Source organism: uncultured Enterovirga sp., assembly GCF_964242715.1.
Classification (GTDB): domain Bacteria; phylum Pseudomonadota; class Alphaproteobacteria; order Rhizobiales; family Beijerinckiaceae; genus Enterovirga.
The window spans coordinates 45,656-63,424 of the sequence record NZ_CAXTAZ010000030.1; the positions used below are offsets into that span (position 1 = coordinate 45,656).

Genomic DNA, 17,769 nt, shown 5'->3' on the forward strand with positions numbered 1-17,769 from the left:
GTCACCTCGTGGGTTTCGGCCGGCCTGCAACTGCAAGCGCGGCGGCCGCGAGCTCCAGCGCCATGCAGGCCAGCAGCGGGAATGTGTAGCCGCCGGTCGCATCGTGGAGAAGCCCGAGCAGGACGGGACCGAAGGCGTAAAGGAACTGGTTCGTGGCGGTCACGAGCCCGACCACGAGCCCGAACGAAGCGGGCGCATATTCGTCCAGCACGACGAGGGCCGGCAGCGTGATGGCGTTGCCGACCGACAGGCCGAAGGTGAAGCACGCGACGTAGGCGACCGGGTCGGATGGGACGAGCAGGAGGGCTCCGAGCGAGGCTGCCTGGACCGCGAAGCTCGCCGCCGTCACGGCCCGGCGGTCGAGCCGGTCGATCACGACCGAGACCGCGATCCGGCCGACGAGCGCCGCGATCGTCGTCAGCGCGACCGCGAACCCGGTCCCTTCCGGGCCGAGCCGGGGCAGCAGCGCGACCTGATGGACGATGAACCCGACCTGGGCGACGAGGCCGAGCGCGAAGGGCATGGCCGCGAGCCAGAAGCGGCGGTCGCGCAAGGCTTCGGCACGCGAGGCAGGTGCGGGACGCGCCGCGGCCAGCTCGGCCGCCTCGGCGCTGCCGGCCGCGCCGCCGTCACGCTCGCGGGCGAGCCAGGCTGCTCCAGGCTCGCGGAGGCCGAACAGGATCACGGGTACGGCCAATGCGAGCAGGATCGTGGCCATCAGCCAGAGGCCGTCGGCGAAGCCGAACGTGACGGTGAGCTGGATCAGCAGAGGCACGGTCGTGAAGCCGGCCGCGCTGGCCCCGTTCAGCGCAAGCGAGATCGCCAGTCCGCGCCGCCGGCCGAACCACGGCGCGAGCGAGGCGGTGATCGCGATCCCGCTCGTCAGCGCCCATCCGGCCGCCATCAGGAGATGCGCGCCGTAGAGTGCGGGGACCGAGGCGACCGCCGGCAACAGCGCCGCGCCGCCGGCGAGCGCAGCCATCCCGGCCAGGATCGCGGGCCGACGGCCGAAGCGCTCGATCGCCTCGGGAACGAAGGCCAGGGCCACGGCGCCGACGAGGTAATAGGTCGTGGTCGCCGAGGAGACGAGCGAAGCCGACCAGCCGTTCTGGCGCTGCAACTCGGCCAGGAACACGGCCTGGCCGTAGAAGCCGAATGTCCAGGCGAAAACCGCGAGGCAGAAACAGGCGAAGACGGCGGGCCAGGCCGTCCGGTGAGTGTCCGTGGGTCCGCCGTTCATCGCGATGACGTCACCGCCGGTCGTCTGCCCTCCCCCTTGTGGGGGAGGGTGGCCCGAGCGAAGCAGGGGGCCGGGTGGGGGTCCCGCAGAAAATACCGCTTCATATTCCTCCTGCACCACCCCCAGCCCCTCCCCACAAGGGAGAGGGAGGTGCCGGATGGGCTGGAAGACCTATTCGGAAGGCCGACGTCACGCCGCCTCGGCGGATTTCCTCAGCTGGTCCGTCAGGTCGCGCGAGAGGCGGCCCTCCAGCAGCGTCAGCACCGCGGCCTCCTCGGGCTTCAGCCCGCCGAGCTCGTTGCGGAGCTCGTCTTCCACCTGCTTCTTCACCTCGAGCAGCATTTCCCCCTGCATGTAGGAATGAACCACCTCCGGGTGCACGTAGCATTTGCGGCAGATGGTCGGCGTGTTGCCGAGCCGGCTCGAGACGGACTCGATCGCCGCCCTGACATTCTTCTTGGCGCGCGCATCGGAATCGAAGGTCTCGAATTCGTGCAGCGCCATGGCGGCCAGGACCGTGCCGGCCCAGGTCCGGAAATCCTTCGCCGTGATGTCGCGGCCGGTGATCTCGCGCAGGTAGTCGTTCACGTCCGACGAGGTGACGTCGCGCCGCTCGCCCGACTCGTCGAGATACTGGAAGAGCTCCTGGCCCGGGATTTCCTGGCATTCCCGCACGATCTTCGCGATCCGGCGATCCTTGAAGGCGAGGTTCCATTCCTTGCCGCTCTTGCCCTTGAAGCGGAAGCGCATCTCGGTGCCTTCCACCTTGACGTGGCGGTTCTTCAGCGTGGTCAGGCCGTAGCTCTTGTTGTCCTTGGCGTAATCGTCGTTGCCGACCCGGATCAGGGTGTTCTCGAGGAGATAGACGACGGTCGCCAGCACCTTTTCGCGCGACAGGCCCTTCATGGCCATGTGCTTGGCGACCGTCTCGCGGATCTCCGGCAGGCCCTTGGCGAATTCGAGCATGTGCTCGTATTTCGTGGAATCCCGCACCTCGCGGAACTTCTGATGGTAGCGGTATTGCTTGCGGCCCTTGGCGTCGCGGCCGGTCGCCTGGAGATGGCCGTTCGGGCTCGGGCAGATCCAGACATTGGCGTAGGCCGGCGGGATCGCGAGCTTGCGTATGCGCTCGAGCGTCTTCTCGTCGGTGATGCGCTTCCCGTCACGGCCGATGAAGTAGAAGCCCTTGCCGGTCTTGCGGCGTGTGATCCCGGGTTTTTCGTCCGAGACGTAGCTGAGCCCAACGGCCTCCGCGGCCTCGCGCGGGTCGACGATGTTTTCGACCTCGCCTTCCTGGGCTCCAGCCATGTCACACTCCGGTCGTCAGACAACGCGACTCAACCGAGGCTCCCGGACAAGGTTCCTGACCGAAGCGGACCGAAACGCTTCCCGATCGCGTCATCGCAGGCCGTGAAGACTCGACCTGGAAAGGTTTGATTAACCATAACGAATGGTCGCCGGGACGGCTGGCCGGACGTCAAGGGCTTGGAAATCCGGATCCATCACCCTCGCTTCATTGGCAGCGTCTGCATGCCGGAGTCGCGCTCATGAGAATTCCGATCGGCCTCGCGCTCGCCGCGGCCCTGGCGGCCGCCTCCGCCGCCGCGCCGGCGCTCGCCGACGCGCCGCCCGAACGGGCGTATCGCCGTCCGCACGTGGCCCCGTTCGCGATCCCGCGCCCGGAATGGACCGGCCCGCGCCGCATGCGTCATGGCCATCGCCATCCTGGCTTCGCCGTGGCGGCGGCGGGCCCGGTCTATGGGCGCGAGCCGCGCTATTATCCGGGCATGGGAGGCGCCTCCCCCAATGCGGGTTTCGGCGCCGTCTCGCCCGTCGCGGTGGTCGGCTACCGCGAGCCCTATATCGGCCGCGGCCTCGTCTACAACGTTCCCCCCGAGCCGACCTGGGCGGTCGGCTGGTCGCGTCGCTCCAACGTGGTCAGCGTCAAATACTGAGCGGTCTCGCCTGCGCGGGATGGCGCGCGCGAGGCACGCCGTCATGCTAGGACTCTCCCAAAGGGAGGATCCGGCATGACCTACATGGATGTGAAATCGGGAACGCGCGCCCTCAAGGACCGGACGCTGTTCCGCCAGCAGGGCTACGTGGACGGAGCCTGGGTGGACGCCGCCTCCGGCGGCACGATCGAGGTCGACAATCCGGCGACCGGCGAGGTGCTGGGCACCGTGCCGAAGATGGGCCAGGCGGAGACCCGCCTGGCGATCGAGGCGGCCGAGGCCGCCCTTCCGGCCTGGCGCGCGAAGACCGCCAAGGAGCGGGCCGGCATCCTCCGTCGCTGGTTCGACCTGATGATGGCGAACCAGGACGACCTCGCCGCGATCATGACCGCCGAGCAGGGCAAGCCCCTCTCCGAATCGAAGGGTGAGATCGCCTACGCGGCGTCCTTCATCGAGTGGTTCGGCGAGGAGGGGAAGCGCATCTACGGCGACACGATCCCGGCGCATGGGGCCGACAAGCGCATCGTCGTCATCAAGCAGCCGATCGGCGTCTGCGCGGCGATCACGCCCTGGAATTTCCCGGCCGCGATGATCACCCGCAAGGTCGGCCCGGCGCTGGCGGCAGGCTGCACCATGGTGCTGAAACCGGCGTCGCAGACCCCGTTCTCGGCCCTCGCGCTCTGCGAGCTCGCCGAGCGGGCCGGGGTGCCGAAGGGCGTCTTCTCCTGCGTGACCGGCTCCGCCTCCGAGATCGGGGGCGAGATGACCTCGAACCCGATCGTCCGCAAGCTCACCTTCACGGGATCGACCGAGATCGGCAAACTGCTCCTCGAGCAATGCGCCAGGACCGTGAAGAAGACCTCGATGGAGCTCGGCGGCAACGCGCCCTTCATCGTCTTCGACGACGCCGATCTCGAGCCGGCCGTCCGGGGCGCAATGGCCTCCAAGTACCGCAATGCCGGCCAGACCTGCGTCTGCGCGAACCGCATCCTCGTCCAGGACGGCATCTACGATCGCTTCGTCGAGCGGCTCACCGAGGCCGTGGCTGGCATGAAGGTCGCCGACGGCTTCAAGGAGGGCACGACGATCGGGCCGCTGATCGACCAGAAGGCCGTCGCCAAGGTCGAGGAACACGTCGCGGATGCGCTCGCGAAAGGTGCCCGGGTGGTGACGGGCGGCAAGCGCCACGCGCTCGGCCACACCTTCTACGAACCGACGGTGCTGGCCGACGCGACGCCCGACATGCAGCTCTTCCACGAGGAAACCTTCGGACCGGTCGCGCCGATCTTCCGGTTCCGGACGGAGGAGGAGGCGATCAGGCTCGCGAACGACACGCCCTTCGGCCTCGCAGCCTATTTCTACAGCCGCGACATCGGCCGGGTCTGGCGGGTCGCGGAGGCGCTCGAGACCGGCATCGTCGGCATCAACGAGGGCATCATCTCGACCGAGATCGCCCCCTTCGGCGGCGTCAAGGAGAGCGGCCTCGGCCGCGAGGGCTCGCATTACGGCATCGAGGACTACCTCGAGGTGAAGTATCTCTGCATGGGAAATATCTGACCGGACGGCCGGTCTCCAGCGCCACCCGCCTCCGCTCATCCCGGCGGAAGCCGGGATCCAGCCGTCCTGGGCACCGGCTTACGCCGGTGTGAGCGGGTCCGGGTCCCTCAGCCTGATGAGCTAGAGGTCCCGCCCGTCGACCTCCGGGGCGAGGCGCTCGACGATCGTCGTCACGCTCGCGAGGTGGGGGTGGATCTTCAACGCCTTGCGGAAGGCCGCAAGGGCACGGTCTGAATTGCCCTGGGCGAGTTCCAGATGGCCGAGGGCGGTCCAGGCAGTGAAATGGCGCGGCTCGCGCACCAGCGCCTGCTGCAGATCGAGGATCGCCTGACCCGAATCCTCCAGCCTGTGGAAGGCTGCGGCGCGCCGGTTCCAGGCCTCCGCCCAATCCGGCTTCAACTGCATCACCCGATCCAGAAGCTCGACGGCGAGCGCCGCATCCTCGCCCTTCAGCGCCTCGCCGGAGCGCTGCATCAGGAGGTCGGCCGTGTCGCTGCCGGAGCGCTCCAGGCGCCGCTCGATCAGGTTCGCGACGCCCTTCGCCTCGTCCTCGTCCTTGGCGGATGCGAGCCGCGCGAAAAGTTCGTCGAGTTGCCCTGGCGCGCGCGGCGCAGCCGTCGGGGCTGGACCGGTGGCCTCGGCCGGGCGGGGTTGGGCGAAGAGCGCGTCGACGGCGCCGAGGGTGAGAAGGGCGGCGACGGCCGTCGGCAGCATGGCGGAACGGATCATCGCGCCATCATCGGCCGACCGTTCGGCCTGTCAAGGCGCGCCCGGGTCGCGCCCGGCGCCCGGGTCGCGGATCAGCGCTGCTTGCGGAGCCAGAGGCTCGTCTCGAACGCGCCGCTCCGCAACGGGATCTCGCCGAGGGCGCCCTGCTCGAGGCGGTCCGGGTGGCGCGACGCGACCCAGCGGCTGGAGAAGACGATCTCGTAGGCGCCGCCCTGCAGCAGGGCCGCGACCACGATCTGCTCGTTATAGCCGCGCCAGCGCCAGGCCTCCGGGTAGGGATCGGGAAGCAGGATGTCGTGCAGGTGCACGAGAGCGCCCGCCGGCAAACGCGGCAGCAGGTCGCCTACGATCCGGTCGAGATCGGTGCCCGGCATCGCCACATGGCTCGAATCCACGAAGAGGATGTCGCCAGCAGCGAGAAGGGCCGCATCGCCGGTCCCGAGCATCCGGGCTTCGTGCCGCACGCCGAGCGAGGCGAGGGAGGCCCGCGGCGACGGATCGATCGCCGTGATCGTGGTCGGGAGGTCGCCGTCGGCGACGGCACGGGCGAGGAAGCGGGTCGAGTGGCCGGAGCCGATCTCGACGATGCGGGCGGGGCGCTCGCGTCGCACGAGAGCGTAAGCCGCGGCCGCGTCGAGGCGCGGAAACCAGTCCTGGTCGAACCGCGCCGGCCCGGCCCCATCCCGGATCGCCCGCAGGTCCGGGCCGAGACGCTCGATGTCGGCGAGGACCGTCTCCATGCGGGGTTCGGCCTCGCTGAAGAGCGGTTCGAGCGCCGGATAGGCCAGGGGCTCCGCGCCGGCGGCGTATCGGTAGGGGATGAAGAAACCGCGCGGGGCGGCTCCCAGGATGGTGGAGAGGCCGAAGCCGAGCCTGCGCCCTGCCCCGCGCCATCCCGCCCGGGTCACGGCGGCGGGGTGGGTACCGGCGGGATGGTGGCCGGGACGCTGCTCTCACGCCAGGCTCGCGCAAGCCGGGCCCGCTCGAACATGAGCACGACGACCAGCGCCATGGCGAACGGGATGAGGAGGTAGAACAGCCGAAAGACGAGAAGGGCGGCAAGCACGGCCGCCTTGTCCATGTCCGGCATCATGGCCACGAAGACGAGTTCCAGCACGCCGAGCCCGCCCGGGGCGTGGCTGGCGAGCGCGAGCGAGAAGGCGGCCAGGAAGGCGCCGAGCACGATCAGAAAGCCGGGATTACCGGCCTCCGGCAGCGCGAAGTAGATGATGCCGGCCGCGCCAAGCAATTCCAGGGGGGCCGCGACGAGCTGTCGAGCCATGATGTTCGGCTGCGGATAGCCGACCGTGAAGCCCCGGATCTTGATCGGTTTCAGGCGAAGCAGGGAGCCGACGACATAAGCCGCGACACCGGCCAGCAGGACGAAGCCGACGATCCGGGCGGTGGTGGGATTGGCGAGCACCGCCGGAAGACGGTCCGCGACCCGCGACAGCAATTCGGGCTCGTAGACCAGGACGGCGCCGAGCAGGAGCGCGGTTCCGAGCCCGAAGGTGAAGGAGCAGAGCGCCACCAGCACGGCGACCTGTGCGGCCGACAGCCCCTTCGACGTGTAGGCCCGGTAGCGCACCAGCGCGCCGGAGAAAACCGAAGCCCCGATATTGTGCGACAGCGCATAGGTCGTGAAGGACGTCACGGAGACGAAGAGCCACGAGATGTGGCCGACGCCGAGATGCAGGAGCGCGATCCGATCGTACCAGGCGAGGGCGCCGTAGGCGACGAGCGTCGACAGCATCGCCAGGAGATAGCGGTTCGGCGGGATGGAGGCGAGGCTCGCCCACAGGCTCGCCATCGACATGTCCTTCAATTCGGCATGAAGGAGGATGCCCGACCCAACCACGGCCGCGAGGCCGATCAGCGGCCAGATGAACTCCTTGGCGTTCTTCATACGGGTCAGCCGCTCCAAGCGCGCGCCTCTCTGCCCGACCCCGTCCGGGCCGGCAAGCACCGAGCGCTCCGGCTCTCGGCCTAGCCTCGCGCCCCGCTCGCGCCGGTCACTGGCAGTCGCGCTTCGCCCGCTCCAGCGCCTGGGCGAAACCCGTGAGCGAATAGCGGTCCGCCGTCTTGTTGCCGCGGGCCGAGGTGGCGTTGAGCGTCATGTTGCCGCCCTTCGACATGGTGCCGATCGCAAGCGCCTCGTCGGAGGCGTTCTTGACCCAGGCATTCTCGCCCTTGGTGACCATGTCGTAATTGGTGGCGCCGATCACGAGCGAGGCCGGGCCGCCGTCCTTGGTCTTGAAATTGAGGACGGCCGCGACCTCGTTGCGGATATTCTCGGCCGGCCGGAAGGAGACGAACAGGTAGGCCTTGGTCTCCTTGAGGGTCGCGGGCGTGCGCGATTTCGGCTCGGCCAGCGCGTAGCAGATCTTGGCCCGCCCGTTCTGGGCCGTGTAGGCGCCCCAATCCCCGTAGGTCTCGACCAGCGTCGCGCCTCCGGGCGCGCCGCCGTTGGTGGCGGCGGGCTTCGCCTTGTCGTCGGGTTTCTTCCGGGCCGGCTTCCTGGCCGGTTTCGCATCCTCTTCCGGTTTCGGCTGGGCCGAGGCCGCACCGGACAGCGCGAGCGACAACCCGAGCGCCGAGGCGCAGACGAGACGCAGCAGGACAGGTCGACGAGGATGGGACATGGACAATGAGGTAGAACCGCCAAGGTTAAAGTTTGCTCTATAACGAGGCGGAAATGGGATGGCGACGCGACGTTGCGCCGTCGCGGCCCCGCGATCCCGCCCTTTCCGTCCCGGCTGCAACCGAGCTATCCAGCCGCAACGGCGGAGAATGACGTGAAGCTCGACGATTCTGTGGCGGCTGTGGTGACGGGGGCGGCGTCGGGACTGGGCGAGGCCACGGCCCGGCTGCTCGCCGACCACGGCGTGAAGGTGGCCCTGTTCGACCTGAACGAGGAGCGCGGGCACGCGATCGCGGCCGAGATCCAAGGGGTGTTCTGCCGCGTCGACGTGACCGACGACGGCTCCGTCGAGGCCGGGCTCGCCGCTTCACGGGCGCGCCACGGCGCCGAGCGCATCCTCGTCAATTGCGCCGGCATCGCGCCGGGCCGGAAGACGGTGTCGAAGAACCGCGACACGGGCGTCCTCGTCGGCCACGACATGAGGGTCTTCAAGAGCGCGATCGAGGTGAACCTCGTCGGCACCTTCCGGATGATCGCGGCCTCGGCGGCCGGCATGGCCGGCCTCGACCCGATCAGCCAGGACGGGGGACGCGGCGTCATCGTGAACACGGCCTCGGTCGCGGCGACCGACGGGCAGATCGGCCAGGCCGCCTATTCGGCATCGAAGGGCGGCATCCTCGGGCTCACCCTGCCGGTCGCCCGCGACCTCGCCGGCTACGGCATCCGGGTCGTCAGCATCATGCCGGGCCTCTTCCACACGCCGATGTTCGACAGCGTGCCCGAGGAGGTCCGCACGGCGCTCGAGAAAAGCGTGCCCTTCCCGTCGCGGCTCGGGCGGCCGGAGGAATACGCGAAGCTCGTCCGGGCCATCGTCGAGAACGATATGCTGAACGGCGAATCGATCCGCCTCGACGGCGCGCTCCGCATGCAGCCGAAATAGCCGAAGGACACACGCCGCTCGGAGGCCTCAGCCGAGCAGCCCTTTCAGCGCAGCGCGCCACCCTGTGAGCAGGCGGGCGCGGCTCTCGCCGTCCATCTGCGGCGTGAAGCGGCGTTCGCGCCGCCAGCGATCGGTGAACTGGTCCGGACCGGGCAGGATGCCGGCGCCGAGCCCGGCCAGGTAGGCGGCGCCGAGGGCGGTCGTCTCCTTGACCTCGGCCCGATCGACCGGCGCGCCGATGAGGTCGGCCAGCCGCTGCATCGTCCAGTCCGAGGCGGACATGCCGCCATCAACGCGGAGCACCATGCCGCCGCCGTCGCGTCCCTCGCCCCAATCGGCCTGCATGGCCTCGAGAAGATCGGCCGTCTGGAAGCACACGCTGTCGAGCGCCGCGCGGCAGAGTTCCGCGGGCCCGGTCGCGCGGGTCAGGCCGAAGAGCGCGCCCCGCACATTCGGGTTCCACCAGGGCGCGCCGAGGCCGACGAAGGCCGGCACGAGATAGACCTCTTGCCCTGCATCGGCCGCGGCCGCGAGGGGGCCGGATTCGGCCGCGTCCGCGATGATGCCGAGGCCGTCGCGGAGCCATTGCACGGCCGCGCCCGCGACGAAGATCGCGCCCTCCAGCGCATAGGTCGGCTCGCCCTCGAGCTGGTAGGCGATCGTCGTGAGCAGGCGGTTCTTCGAGGCGACGGCGGTGGGGCCGGTATTAAGGAGGGCGAAACAGCCCGTGCCGTAGGTGGCCTTCAGCATGCCGGGCCGGAAACAGGCCTGGCCGACGGTCGCGGCCTGTTGGTCGCCGGCGATGCCCCGGATCGCGATCGCACCCCCGAACAGCTCCGGCAGGGTGGTGCCGTAATCCGCCGCGCAATCGCGCACCTCCGGCAGCATCGCGCGCGGCACGCCGAACAGCGCCAGCAGGTCGTCGCACCATTCGCCGCGATGGATGTCGTAGAGGAGCGTGCGGCAGGCATTGGTCGCGTCGGTCGCATGCACGGCGCCGCCGGTGAGGCGGTAGAGCAGGTAGCTGTCGACCGTGCCGAGCGCGAGATCGCCGCGCTCCGCACGCTCGCGGGCGCCCGGCACGGAATCGAGGATCCAGCCGACCTTGGTGGCCGAGAAATACGGGTCGACCAGGAGGCCGGTCCTGGCCGTGACCAGCGCCTCGTGGCCCTCGCGCTTGAGTCGGTCGCAGGTATCGGCGGTGCGGCGGTCCTGCCAGACGATGGCCCGGTGGACGGCCTGGCCGGTGCGGCGGTCCCAGACCACCACCGTCTCGCGCTGGTTCGTGATGCCGATCGCGGCGATCTCGCGCGGCCCGAGCCCCGCCGCCGCGAGCGCGGCGCGCGCGGTCGAGAGCGTGGAGCGCCAGAGGTCCTCGGGCTCGTGCTCGACCCAGCCCGAGGCCGGGAAATGCTGCGGAAATTCCTCCTGCGCGGAGGACGCGACCGACATGTCCTGCCGGAAGACGATGGCGCGCGTCGACGTGGTGCCCTGGTCGAGGGCCAGCAGATGGTCGCTCATGCCTCCCGGGCCCGTCACGCCGCCTCGCCCGGTTGCCGCTCCGCGGCCGGCATCGCTCTCGACAGATAGGCCTCGAGCCGGGCGACATCGTCCGGCGTGAGCCGGAGACCGAGTTTGGAGCGCCGCCAGAGGATGTCGGCGGCGTCGCGAGCCCATTCCTCGGCCACGAGGTAATCCACTTCGCGCCCCGTCAGGTCGGCGCCGAGGATGGGGCCGAGATCGCCCGGCATCTTTGCCTCTCCGAGCAGCCGCCACGCCCGCGTCCCGTAGGCGCGGACGAGGCGCTCGGCGTGACGCGGCACGAGGAAGGGATAGTCGGCCCGCAGCCGGCCGACCGTCTCCGGATAGGCATCGTGGCGGAAGTCGCCGCCCGGCAGCGGCGCGCCGGCGGTCCAGCGCGGCTGCTCCGTCCAGGGCCGCGACGGCCCGGCGAGCTTTGCGATCGCGCTCTCGGCCAGGCGCCGGTAGGTCGTGATCTTGCCGCCGAAGACGGAGAGGAGCGGCGGCTCGCCGGCGGGCTCGTCCAGGCCGAGCACGTAGTCGCGGGTCGCCTCCTGGGCGGCGGACGCGCCGTCGTCGAAGAGCGCCCGGACGCCGGAATAGGTCCAGACGACGTCGCTGGGCACGACCGGCTCGCGGAAATGCTCGCTCGCTGCCCCGCAGAGATAGACGATCTCTTCCTCGGAGGCTGCGACGGGGCCGGGCTCGCCGAGATAGTCGCGGTCGGTCGTGCCGATCAGGGTGAAGTCGCGCTCGTAGGGGATCGCGAAGACGATGCGGCCGTCCGGGTTCTGGAAGATGTAGCAGCGCTCATGGGCGAAGAGGCGAGGGACGACGATGTGGCTGCCCTGGACCATCCGGATCGCGCCGCCGGCCGCGGGTGCAACCCCGGTAAGGGCTAGAACCTTTCCGGCCCAGGGCCCGGCCGCGTTGACGAGCGCCCGAGCCTCGACCCTCGCCTGCCGGCCGCTCTCCTCCGTCTCGATCCGCCAGATCCCGCCGGCCCGTGCGGCGGAGACGACCCGGCAGCGCGGCCGGACCGAGGCGCCGCGCTCGGCCGCGTCCTGCGCGTTCAGGACGACGAGCCGGGCATCCTCGACCCAGCAATCCGAATATTCGAAGCCGCGCGTGAAGCCGGGTTTCAGCGCCGCGCCGGCCTCGTCCCGCGTCAGGTCGAGCGCGCGCGAGCGCGGCAGGATCTTCCGGCCGCCGAGATGGTCGTAGAGCGCGAGGCCGAGCCGCAGCAGCCAGGCCGGCCGCAGGCCGTTCTGGTAGGGCAGCACGAAGCGGAGAGGCCAGACGATATGCGGGGCGGCCTGCAGCAGCACCTCGCGCTCGCGCAAAGCCTCGCGCACGAGGCGGAATTCGTAATGTTCGAGGTAGCGCAGCCCGCCATGGATGAGCTTGGTCGAGGCCGACGAGGTCGCGCCCGCGAGGTCGCCCTGCTCGAACAGCACCACGGAAGCGCCCCGGCCCGCCGCATCCCGTGCGATCCCGCAGCCGTTGATCCCACCTCCGACGATCGCGAGATCGTAGGGTTCCGTCACCGCGCCTCCATTCGGCGACCGTACAAGGCGGCCGCTTGTCCTGCTCGCCCGAGCAGCGCCTGAAACCTACCCGGAAGCGGGACTCGATGGCCATCCCGCCCGGAATATGCGGGCGCGCGGCGATCTCCGGCGTGAAGTGCGGCAGGCCGCCGGATCAGAACGGCCGGGCGCGGCCCCGGCCGAACGCAGCCCGGCTCATGCCGGTGATGCAGCCGAGCAGGCTCAAGATGGCGACGGACGCGAGCACGAGAGACATAGGCCACCCCCCGATGGTGCGGCATCATGGCCGCAAGCCGAGTGCAGCACGCGCGGTCCAGAGAGTCTGTTGCGCCCAGGCATCACACGGCCGGATAGAGTCAACCGCCGTGAAAGCCCGCAAGCCGGGCATCGTCTCCGATCGCCGATTTGAAGTCGACCGCTCGGGCCGCTTCGAGAACGCGATCGAGATAGTTGCCGTAGTCGGCCTGCTGCTCTTCCGTCCCTCCGGACTCGCTCTTCAGGAAGGCCGGCAGGAACACCGTGTCGCCTTCCGGATCGCGCTCCCCGACCTGGCGCTTCGCGACCACCAGCTCGAAGCTGCCGGTCTCGTCAGGCTGCGACATGATCCTGAGGCCGTGTAGGACCGAAGCCTTGCCGACGCTGTTCTGCCCGGCATCCTGGCGGAATTTGTCCCGCGGGTAGAGCTGTTCGAGGCTCGCCCTGTCGTTGAGATTGGCTTTCACGCGCAGTCCTCCGCGCCCCCTGGGCATGAGGTCGAACCGCGATCACACCGTTCGGGTTCAAGCGATCCGCGATCGGACGTCACCCAGTGCGAAAGCCACTGATCGCCACGAGTTCAGGCGCGCCTCGCACCTCTCGCCTCGCCCTTCACATCGCCGTGCCGCCGACCGCCTCGGCCAGCGCGCGGCCCAGACGGACATAGCCCGCGGCGGAGACGTGCAGCCCGTCCGCTTCGAGGGAGATCGCGGTCTCGTCCGGCCCTCGCCCGAGCGCGCGATCGGCATCGACGAGGGTGGCGCCAAGCCGGCGCGCGAGGTCGGGCAGCAACACCTCGTTCACGTGCAGCCTGTGGCCTTCTCCCAGGGGCCTCAGCGGGACGCGCCAGGGGAGCGTGACGATGAGGAGCCGCGGCCTACCCCAGAGCGCGAGCATCCGGCCGGTCACCGCCTCGAGCCCGGCCGCGATCACGTCGGCCGGGTCGCCGTCGCCCAGATTGTTGGTGCCGAGGAGGAGGCAGAGCCAGGTTGGCCGGAGGTGCCCGGTCGGGAGGGCGTCGAGTCGCCACAAGGCGTTCTGGATGCGGTCGCCCGGGAGGCCGAGATTGAGGATGCGGCAGCCCGGAAAGGCAGGCGCGAGTTCGGCCTCGGGCCAACAGGCGACGAGGGAATCGCCGAAGGCGATCACGTCCGTCTCCCGGGGCATCGCGGCCTCGAGCTTCCGCAGGCGGGACAGGGATGACGGCTTGTGCGGCGGCGCCGGCAGGAGGACGCGCGACACAGCCTCCGTCACGGCCGGTCGGCCCCGGGGCCCCGCAATCCCACCGCATTGAGGACCCGGCGTCCGATCACGGGCGTGAAATGCAGGTTGTCCAGCCAGGCCTCGGTCGATCCCGCCGCCGGGTCGAAATGGGTGTCCGCTCCGACATCGACGAGATCGCTGAATCGCGCGCCGTGGGCGGTTGCGATCCGGGCGGCATCGGCTCGCCACCGTGCGAAATCGGCCTCCAGCCCGAGATCGGCGAGCACACGTTTTTGCGCATAGCTGACCGGTGCGAGGTAGACGTCGAGGTCCCGTCCGGCGAGCCGGTTCAAGGCCGCCTCGAGATGCCCCATCATATCGGGCCGGTACGGGACGGTGGTCCGGCGGCGCGTGGCGTCGTTCTGCTGCGTGAGCCGGGGCGGCAGGCCCGGCGTGATGCGGAAACCGTCGCGCGTCCAGCCGCCGGGGTCGTCGCCTCCCGCGACCCGTCCGATCCGGGCATCCTGGATCGCGTAGAGGCCGAGCACGCTGCCGAGCCTCGCCTCGGCCCGTCCCGTCATCGTCGAGAGCGCCGCCTTGAGCGGCGCCGGGCCGTCGCTCCGCGAGAACATGAAATAATCGAGGCCGATGACGACCTTCCTGACCTCGTCGCGCGAGGCCACCACGGAGGCGACGATCGGCAACTCGCGTCCCGACAAGGCCGAGATGCCGAGGTTGAAGACGCGGCCCTTGAAGGGGCCTTCCGCCTCGGCGGGATCGAGCCCGTGATAGACGGTGGAACTGCCCAGGAGCGCGACGGTGTAGTCGCGCTGAAGCGACTGCAGCACCTTGCCGCGCCGGGTCTGCCGGTCGAGGAGCCGGTTCGCACCGCCCGTGATCTCGACCCAGGAGGGGCGCTCCCGGAACAGCCAATAGGCGTCGAACCACACGATCCGGGCGGCCACGACCGCCAGCGCGGTCCCGAGCAGCGCGCCCGCGAGGACGAGATTGGCCCTCCAGCGCGGCTCGGCCGCCTCGGCCGGGGCCGCGGGCGGGTCAGAACTGCGCATAGATGAACTCGGCGCTGGTGTCGTTCCCGACCTTCAGGAGCACGGCCAGGGCCAGCACGGCCGCCGCGACCCCGACCCAGCGCGCCGGCGGAAGACGCCGCACCAACGTCCAGGCCGTCGGACCGAGCATCGCGAAGGTGACGGCCAGGGCCAGCATCGGCCAGGCCTCGCTGTGGCCGAGCGGCCCCCCGCCGAGAAGCGCACGATAGATGGCGAGCGCCGTCCCGAAGTCGGGCGCCCGGAACAGCACCCAGGCAAGCGCCACGAAGGCGAAGGTCAAGGCGAAGCCGAGCCCATCCGGCATCGTGAGACCGCGCTTCCGCCAGACGAGGTCGAACCCGAGCGCGATCCCATGCGCCGCGCCCCAGGCCACGAAGGTGAGGCCGGCGCCGTGCCAGAGCCCGCCGAGCGCCATGGTGGCGAAGAGGGCCAGCAGTTGCCGCGGCATGCCGTGCCGGTTCCCGCCGAAGGCGATGTAGAGATAGTCGCGCAGGAAGGTCGAGAGCGTGATGTGCCAGCGGCGCCAGAAGTCCTGGATCGACACCGATCGGTAGGGCGCGTCGAAATTCTGCGGCAGCGCGATCCCGAACAGGAGCGCGATGCCGATCGCCATGTCGGAATAGCCCGAGAAGTCGAAATAGAGCTGGAAGGTGTAGCCGAGCGTGGCGTCCCAGGCCTGGCCGACACTCGGCGCCCCGCCGGCCGCCACGAGCGCGTAGACCGGATCGACATATTCTCCCAAGGGATCGCCGATAAACACCTTCTTGGCGAGCCCCGCGGTGAGGAGCAGCAAGCCGCGGGCGAGCGTCTCGGCGCTCTCGGGGCGGCGCAGGCCCGGATCGTCGATCTGCGGCAGGAATTCGCGCGGTCGCACCAGAGGGCCGGCGATCACCTTGGGGAAGAAGGCGACGTAGAGGCCGTAGCGGAGGAGGTCCGTGTGCTCCGTCTTCCCGCGCTTCAGGTCGACCAGATAGGCGATGTGCTGAAAGGTGAAGAACGAGATGCCGAGCGGAAAGGCGAGATCCACATGCGGGACGGCGAGGCCGGGCACGGTCGAGGCCAAATCCGCCAGGAAATCGAGATACTTGAACAGGCCGAGCAGCGCCAGGTTGATGGCGATGGCGGCCGTGACCAGGACCGCCCGCGTCGTCCGCCGATACTGGCCCGCGACGAGCCAGTTCAGCAGCACGGATGCGCAGAGGAGCGGCACGAAGCGGATGTCGAACGTGCCGTAGAAGAAGAGGGAGACGAAGACCAGGTATGCGAGCCGGGCCCGCGGCACGACGCGGCGCACGAGCGCGTCCCCGACGACGACCGCCGGCAGGAAGACGAGCAGGAAAACGAGCGAGTTGAACAGCATACGGTGAGCAGCAAGCTTGGCCGCCCCGAAAGGTACGACGGCCCAGCTTAGCTGTCCTTAGGTCGGAACAGGAATAGCTGCGGTGCCCCCAGGCCCGATCCCCTTGTACCGGAGGGAGAGGTCGATCGGCTTGGCCCATCCCGGTCCACGCGATCGTGCGTCCTCCAAAGCTGCGTCCCACTCCTCGGAGTCTTGCGCCTGAAGGACCTGCTTCAGCGCATGAGCCTGCACCAGGTCCTTGGCACGCTTGCCACTTTCCCCTGCGGGCCGCTTCTGAGCGACGATCAGCTTGTGGATCGCGTAACGGACCGGCTGCGGCACCGTGACCAGAATGCCGGCGCCGTGGAGAGCGAGTGCGCGGATCGGCTCGTCGATCAGCCAGTCGAGATGCTGCAGAGGGGTGGCGCCGGCCGCGAGCCGCGGGAGCGGCATCGGGTCGGTGTCGGACCGACGACGCATGGGCGTGAGGCAATCCACGACGAAGCCGTCCGGGCTTCGAAATCGTGAGGACGGCTTGCGAGGATCGAGGCCCATGATCCCGGAGAAGCCCGGGTCGGCCCGGCGAAGGATCGTTGCGAGGTCCTCGCCCTCGACGGCTCCGCTCAGCGCAAGGTCGGCCGTTGCGATGTCGGCGTCCTGGGTCGTCAGAGCGGATGCGGCCAGGCGGTCGCCGATCAGCGCCGGATAACATTGATAGGCTCCGGTTCCGACCAGGACCGCGCCCCGTTCGAACAGGCCGGCATAGGCAAGGGTGTGCAGCACCTTGCCGAGCTTCGGGCTGGGTCCCCCGACGAAGCGCCGAAGTGCGGCGACAAGCTTGCGCCGCTCGCGACGGCCTTGCATCTCGATACCTGCCCGGTCCGCCCTCGCCCGAACTGCAGGATCGTCGCCTCGCCCAAGATGCTCGACCACCCGTTTGGCGCCGACCCAGCGCTGCAGCCGCAGATAGCGAACGCCATTTACCTCCGTCGTCACGACGGTCGCCTCGTCACGACTCGCCGTCTCCGCCTGCTGCAGAAGGTCGGCGTACAGGGTCTGGATGCTGAGCGGGAGCGGGTCCACTTGAACTTAGTAGCACAGGTCGCTGTTTGTGCTACTAAATAGATCGGCTGCCTCGATGCCCGTGAACGGGGCGGATCAGAACAAAAAATACCGCTGCGCCATCGGCAGCACGTCCGCCGGTTCGCAGACGAGGAGTTCGCCGTCGGCGCGCACGTCGTAGGTCTCGGGATCGACCTCGATCACCGGGGTCGCGTCGTTGTGGATCATGCTCTTCTTCGAGATGCCGCCGCGCACATTCTCGACCGGGACGAGCTGTTTGCCGCAGCCGAGGCGGTGGGCGAGGCCGTCCTCGATCGCGGCCTGGGACACGAAGGTGAGCGAGGTCTGGGTCCGGGCGCGGCCATAGGCGCCGAACATCGGCCGGTAATGCACGGGCTGCGGCGTCGGGATGGAGGCGTTCGGGTCGCCCATGGGCGCGGCCGCGATCATGCCGCCCTTGATGATGCAATCGGGCTTCACGCCGAAAAAGGCCGGCGACCAGACGACGAGATCGGCGAGTTTTCCTACTTCGACCGAGCCGATATGCTTCGAGACGCCATGCGCGATGGCCGGGTTGATCGTGTATTTCGCAACGTAGCGGCGGGCCCGCAGGTTGTCGTGACCGGAGGTGTCGCCCGGCAGGGCCCCGCGCTGCCGCTTCATCTTGTCGGCCGTCTGCCAGGTCCGGATGATGACCTCGCCGACCCGGC

At 69.5% G+C, this 17,769-nt stretch carries 17 protein-coding genes; 3 read left to right on the plus strand and 14 right to left on the minus strand.

Annotation, left to right across the window (positions count from 1 at the left end):
• Position 1: 1 nt before the first annotated feature.
• Both ACFE87_RS15250 and ACFE87_RS15255 read right to left on the minus strand, forming a co-directional pair.
• A complete protein-coding gene (locus ACFE87_RS15250) occupies positions 2-1,240 on the minus strand; it encodes an MFS transporter (protein WP_375460502.1) in 1,239 nt (412 codons plus the stop codon).
• 189 nt (positions 1,241-1,429) lie between these two features.
• A complete protein-coding gene (locus tag ACFE87_RS15255; RefSeq protein ID WP_375460503.1) occupies positions 1,430-2,548 on the minus strand; it encodes a DNA topoisomerase IB in 1,119 nt (372 codons plus the stop codon).
• A gap of 239 nt (positions 2,549-2,787) precedes the next feature.
• On the opposite strand from ACFE87_RS15255, the gene ACFE87_RS15260 reads away from it, so the two are divergent.
• Together ACFE87_RS15260 and gabD are read left to right on the plus strand one after the other, a co-directional pair.
• The gene (locus ACFE87_RS15260) at positions 2,788-3,195 is read left to right on the plus strand and encodes a hypothetical protein (protein ID WP_375460504.1); all 408 of its coding nucleotides are present in this window, start codon (positions 2,788-2,790) and stop codon (positions 3,193-3,195) included.
• Positions 3,196-3,270: 75 nt separating this feature from the next.
• Positions 3,271-4,752, plus strand: a complete 1,482-nt coding sequence (gene gabD, locus ACFE87_RS15265) for an NADP-dependent succinate-semialdehyde dehydrogenase (RefSeq protein ID WP_375460505.1) — start codon at positions 3,271-3,273, stop codon at positions 4,750-4,752.
• A gap of 120 nt (positions 4,753-4,872) precedes the next feature.
• Here the strand turns inward: gabD and ACFE87_RS15270 are convergent, their stop codons facing one another.
• From ACFE87_RS15270 to ACFE87_RS15285, 4 genes are all read right to left on the minus strand, one after another.
• Complete coding sequence (locus ACFE87_RS15270) at positions 4,873-5,481, minus strand: tetratricopeptide repeat protein (RefSeq protein WP_375460506.1); 609 nt, start codon at positions 5,479-5,481, stop codon at positions 4,873-4,875.
• 71 nt (positions 5,482-5,552) lie between these two features.
• Positions 5,553-6,389, minus strand: a complete 837-nt coding sequence (locus tag ACFE87_RS15275; RefSeq protein ID WP_375460507.1) for a class I SAM-dependent methyltransferase — start codon at positions 6,387-6,389, stop codon at positions 5,553-5,555.
• Entirely contained in the window at positions 6,386-7,387 is a 1,002-nt protein-coding gene (locus ACFE87_RS15280) for a UPF0104 family protein (protein ID WP_375460521.1), read from the minus strand. The genes ACFE87_RS15275 and ACFE87_RS15280 overlap by 4 nt, the downstream gene beginning before the upstream one ends.
• 106 nt (positions 7,388-7,493) lie before the next feature.
• Positions 7,494-8,123: a hypothetical protein gene (locus ACFE87_RS15285; protein ID WP_375460508.1), complete on the minus strand. Its 630-nt coding sequence runs from the start codon at positions 8,121-8,123 to the stop codon at positions 7,494-7,496.
• A 153-nt stretch (positions 8,124-8,276) separates the two neighbouring features.
• On the opposite strand from ACFE87_RS15285, the gene ACFE87_RS15290 reads away from it, so the two are divergent.
• Positions 8,277-9,062, plus strand: a complete 786-nt coding sequence (locus ACFE87_RS15290; protein ID WP_375460509.1) for an SDR family NAD(P)-dependent oxidoreductase — start codon at positions 8,277-8,279, stop codon at positions 9,060-9,062.
• Positions 9,063-9,089: 27 nt separating this feature from the next.
• Here the strand turns inward: ACFE87_RS15290 and glpK are convergent, their stop codons facing one another.
• The 8 genes from glpK to ACFE87_RS15330 all read right to left on the minus strand — a co-directional run.
• Positions 9,090-10,583 carry a glycerol kinase GlpK gene (gene glpK / locus ACFE87_RS15295; RefSeq protein ID WP_375460510.1) on the minus strand — a complete coding sequence of 498 codons (1,494 nt, stop codon included), beginning with the start codon at positions 10,581-10,583 and terminating at the stop codon, positions 9,090-9,092.
• Positions 10,584-10,597: 14 nt separating this feature from the next.
• Positions 10,598-12,130, minus strand: coding sequence for a glycerol-3-phosphate dehydrogenase (glpD, locus tag ACFE87_RS15300; RefSeq protein ID WP_375460511.1), 1,533 nt, complete (start codon positions 12,128-12,130; stop codon positions 10,598-10,600).
• Positions 12,131-12,486: 356 nt separating this feature from the next.
• Positions 12,487-12,852: a hypothetical protein gene (locus ACFE87_RS15305; RefSeq protein ID WP_375460512.1), complete on the minus strand. Its 366-nt coding sequence runs from the start codon at positions 12,850-12,852 to the stop codon at positions 12,487-12,489.
• Between the two features lie 145 nt (positions 12,853-12,997).
• Positions 12,998-13,639: an SGNH/GDSL hydrolase family protein gene (locus tag ACFE87_RS15310; protein ID WP_375460513.1), complete on the minus strand. Its 642-nt coding sequence runs from the start codon at positions 13,637-13,639 to the stop codon at positions 12,998-13,000.
• Positions 13,636-14,658, minus strand: a complete 1,023-nt coding sequence (locus tag ACFE87_RS15315) for a hypothetical protein (RefSeq protein ID WP_375460514.1) — start codon at positions 14,656-14,658, stop codon at positions 13,636-13,638. The genes ACFE87_RS15310 and ACFE87_RS15315 overlap by 4 nt, the downstream gene beginning before the upstream one ends.
• Positions 14,645-16,018 carry an MBOAT family O-acyltransferase gene (locus ACFE87_RS15320; protein WP_375460515.1) on the minus strand — a complete coding sequence of 458 codons (1,374 nt, stop codon included), beginning with the start codon at positions 16,016-16,018 and terminating at the stop codon, positions 14,645-14,647. The genes ACFE87_RS15315 and ACFE87_RS15320 overlap by 14 nt, the downstream gene beginning before the upstream one ends.
• Before the next feature lie 57 nt (positions 16,019-16,075).
• Positions 16,076-17,080 (minus strand): GSU2403 family nucleotidyltransferase fold protein, encoded by a 1,005-nt coding sequence (locus tag ACFE87_RS15325; protein WP_375460516.1) that lies wholly within the window; start codon positions 17,078-17,080, stop codon positions 16,076-16,078.
• A 75-nt stretch (positions 17,081-17,155) separates the two neighbouring features.
• Positions 17,156-17,769, minus strand: a 614-nt coding sequence (locus ACFE87_RS15330) for an amidohydrolase family protein (RefSeq protein WP_375460517.1), incomplete at its 5' end; no start/stop codon positions are given.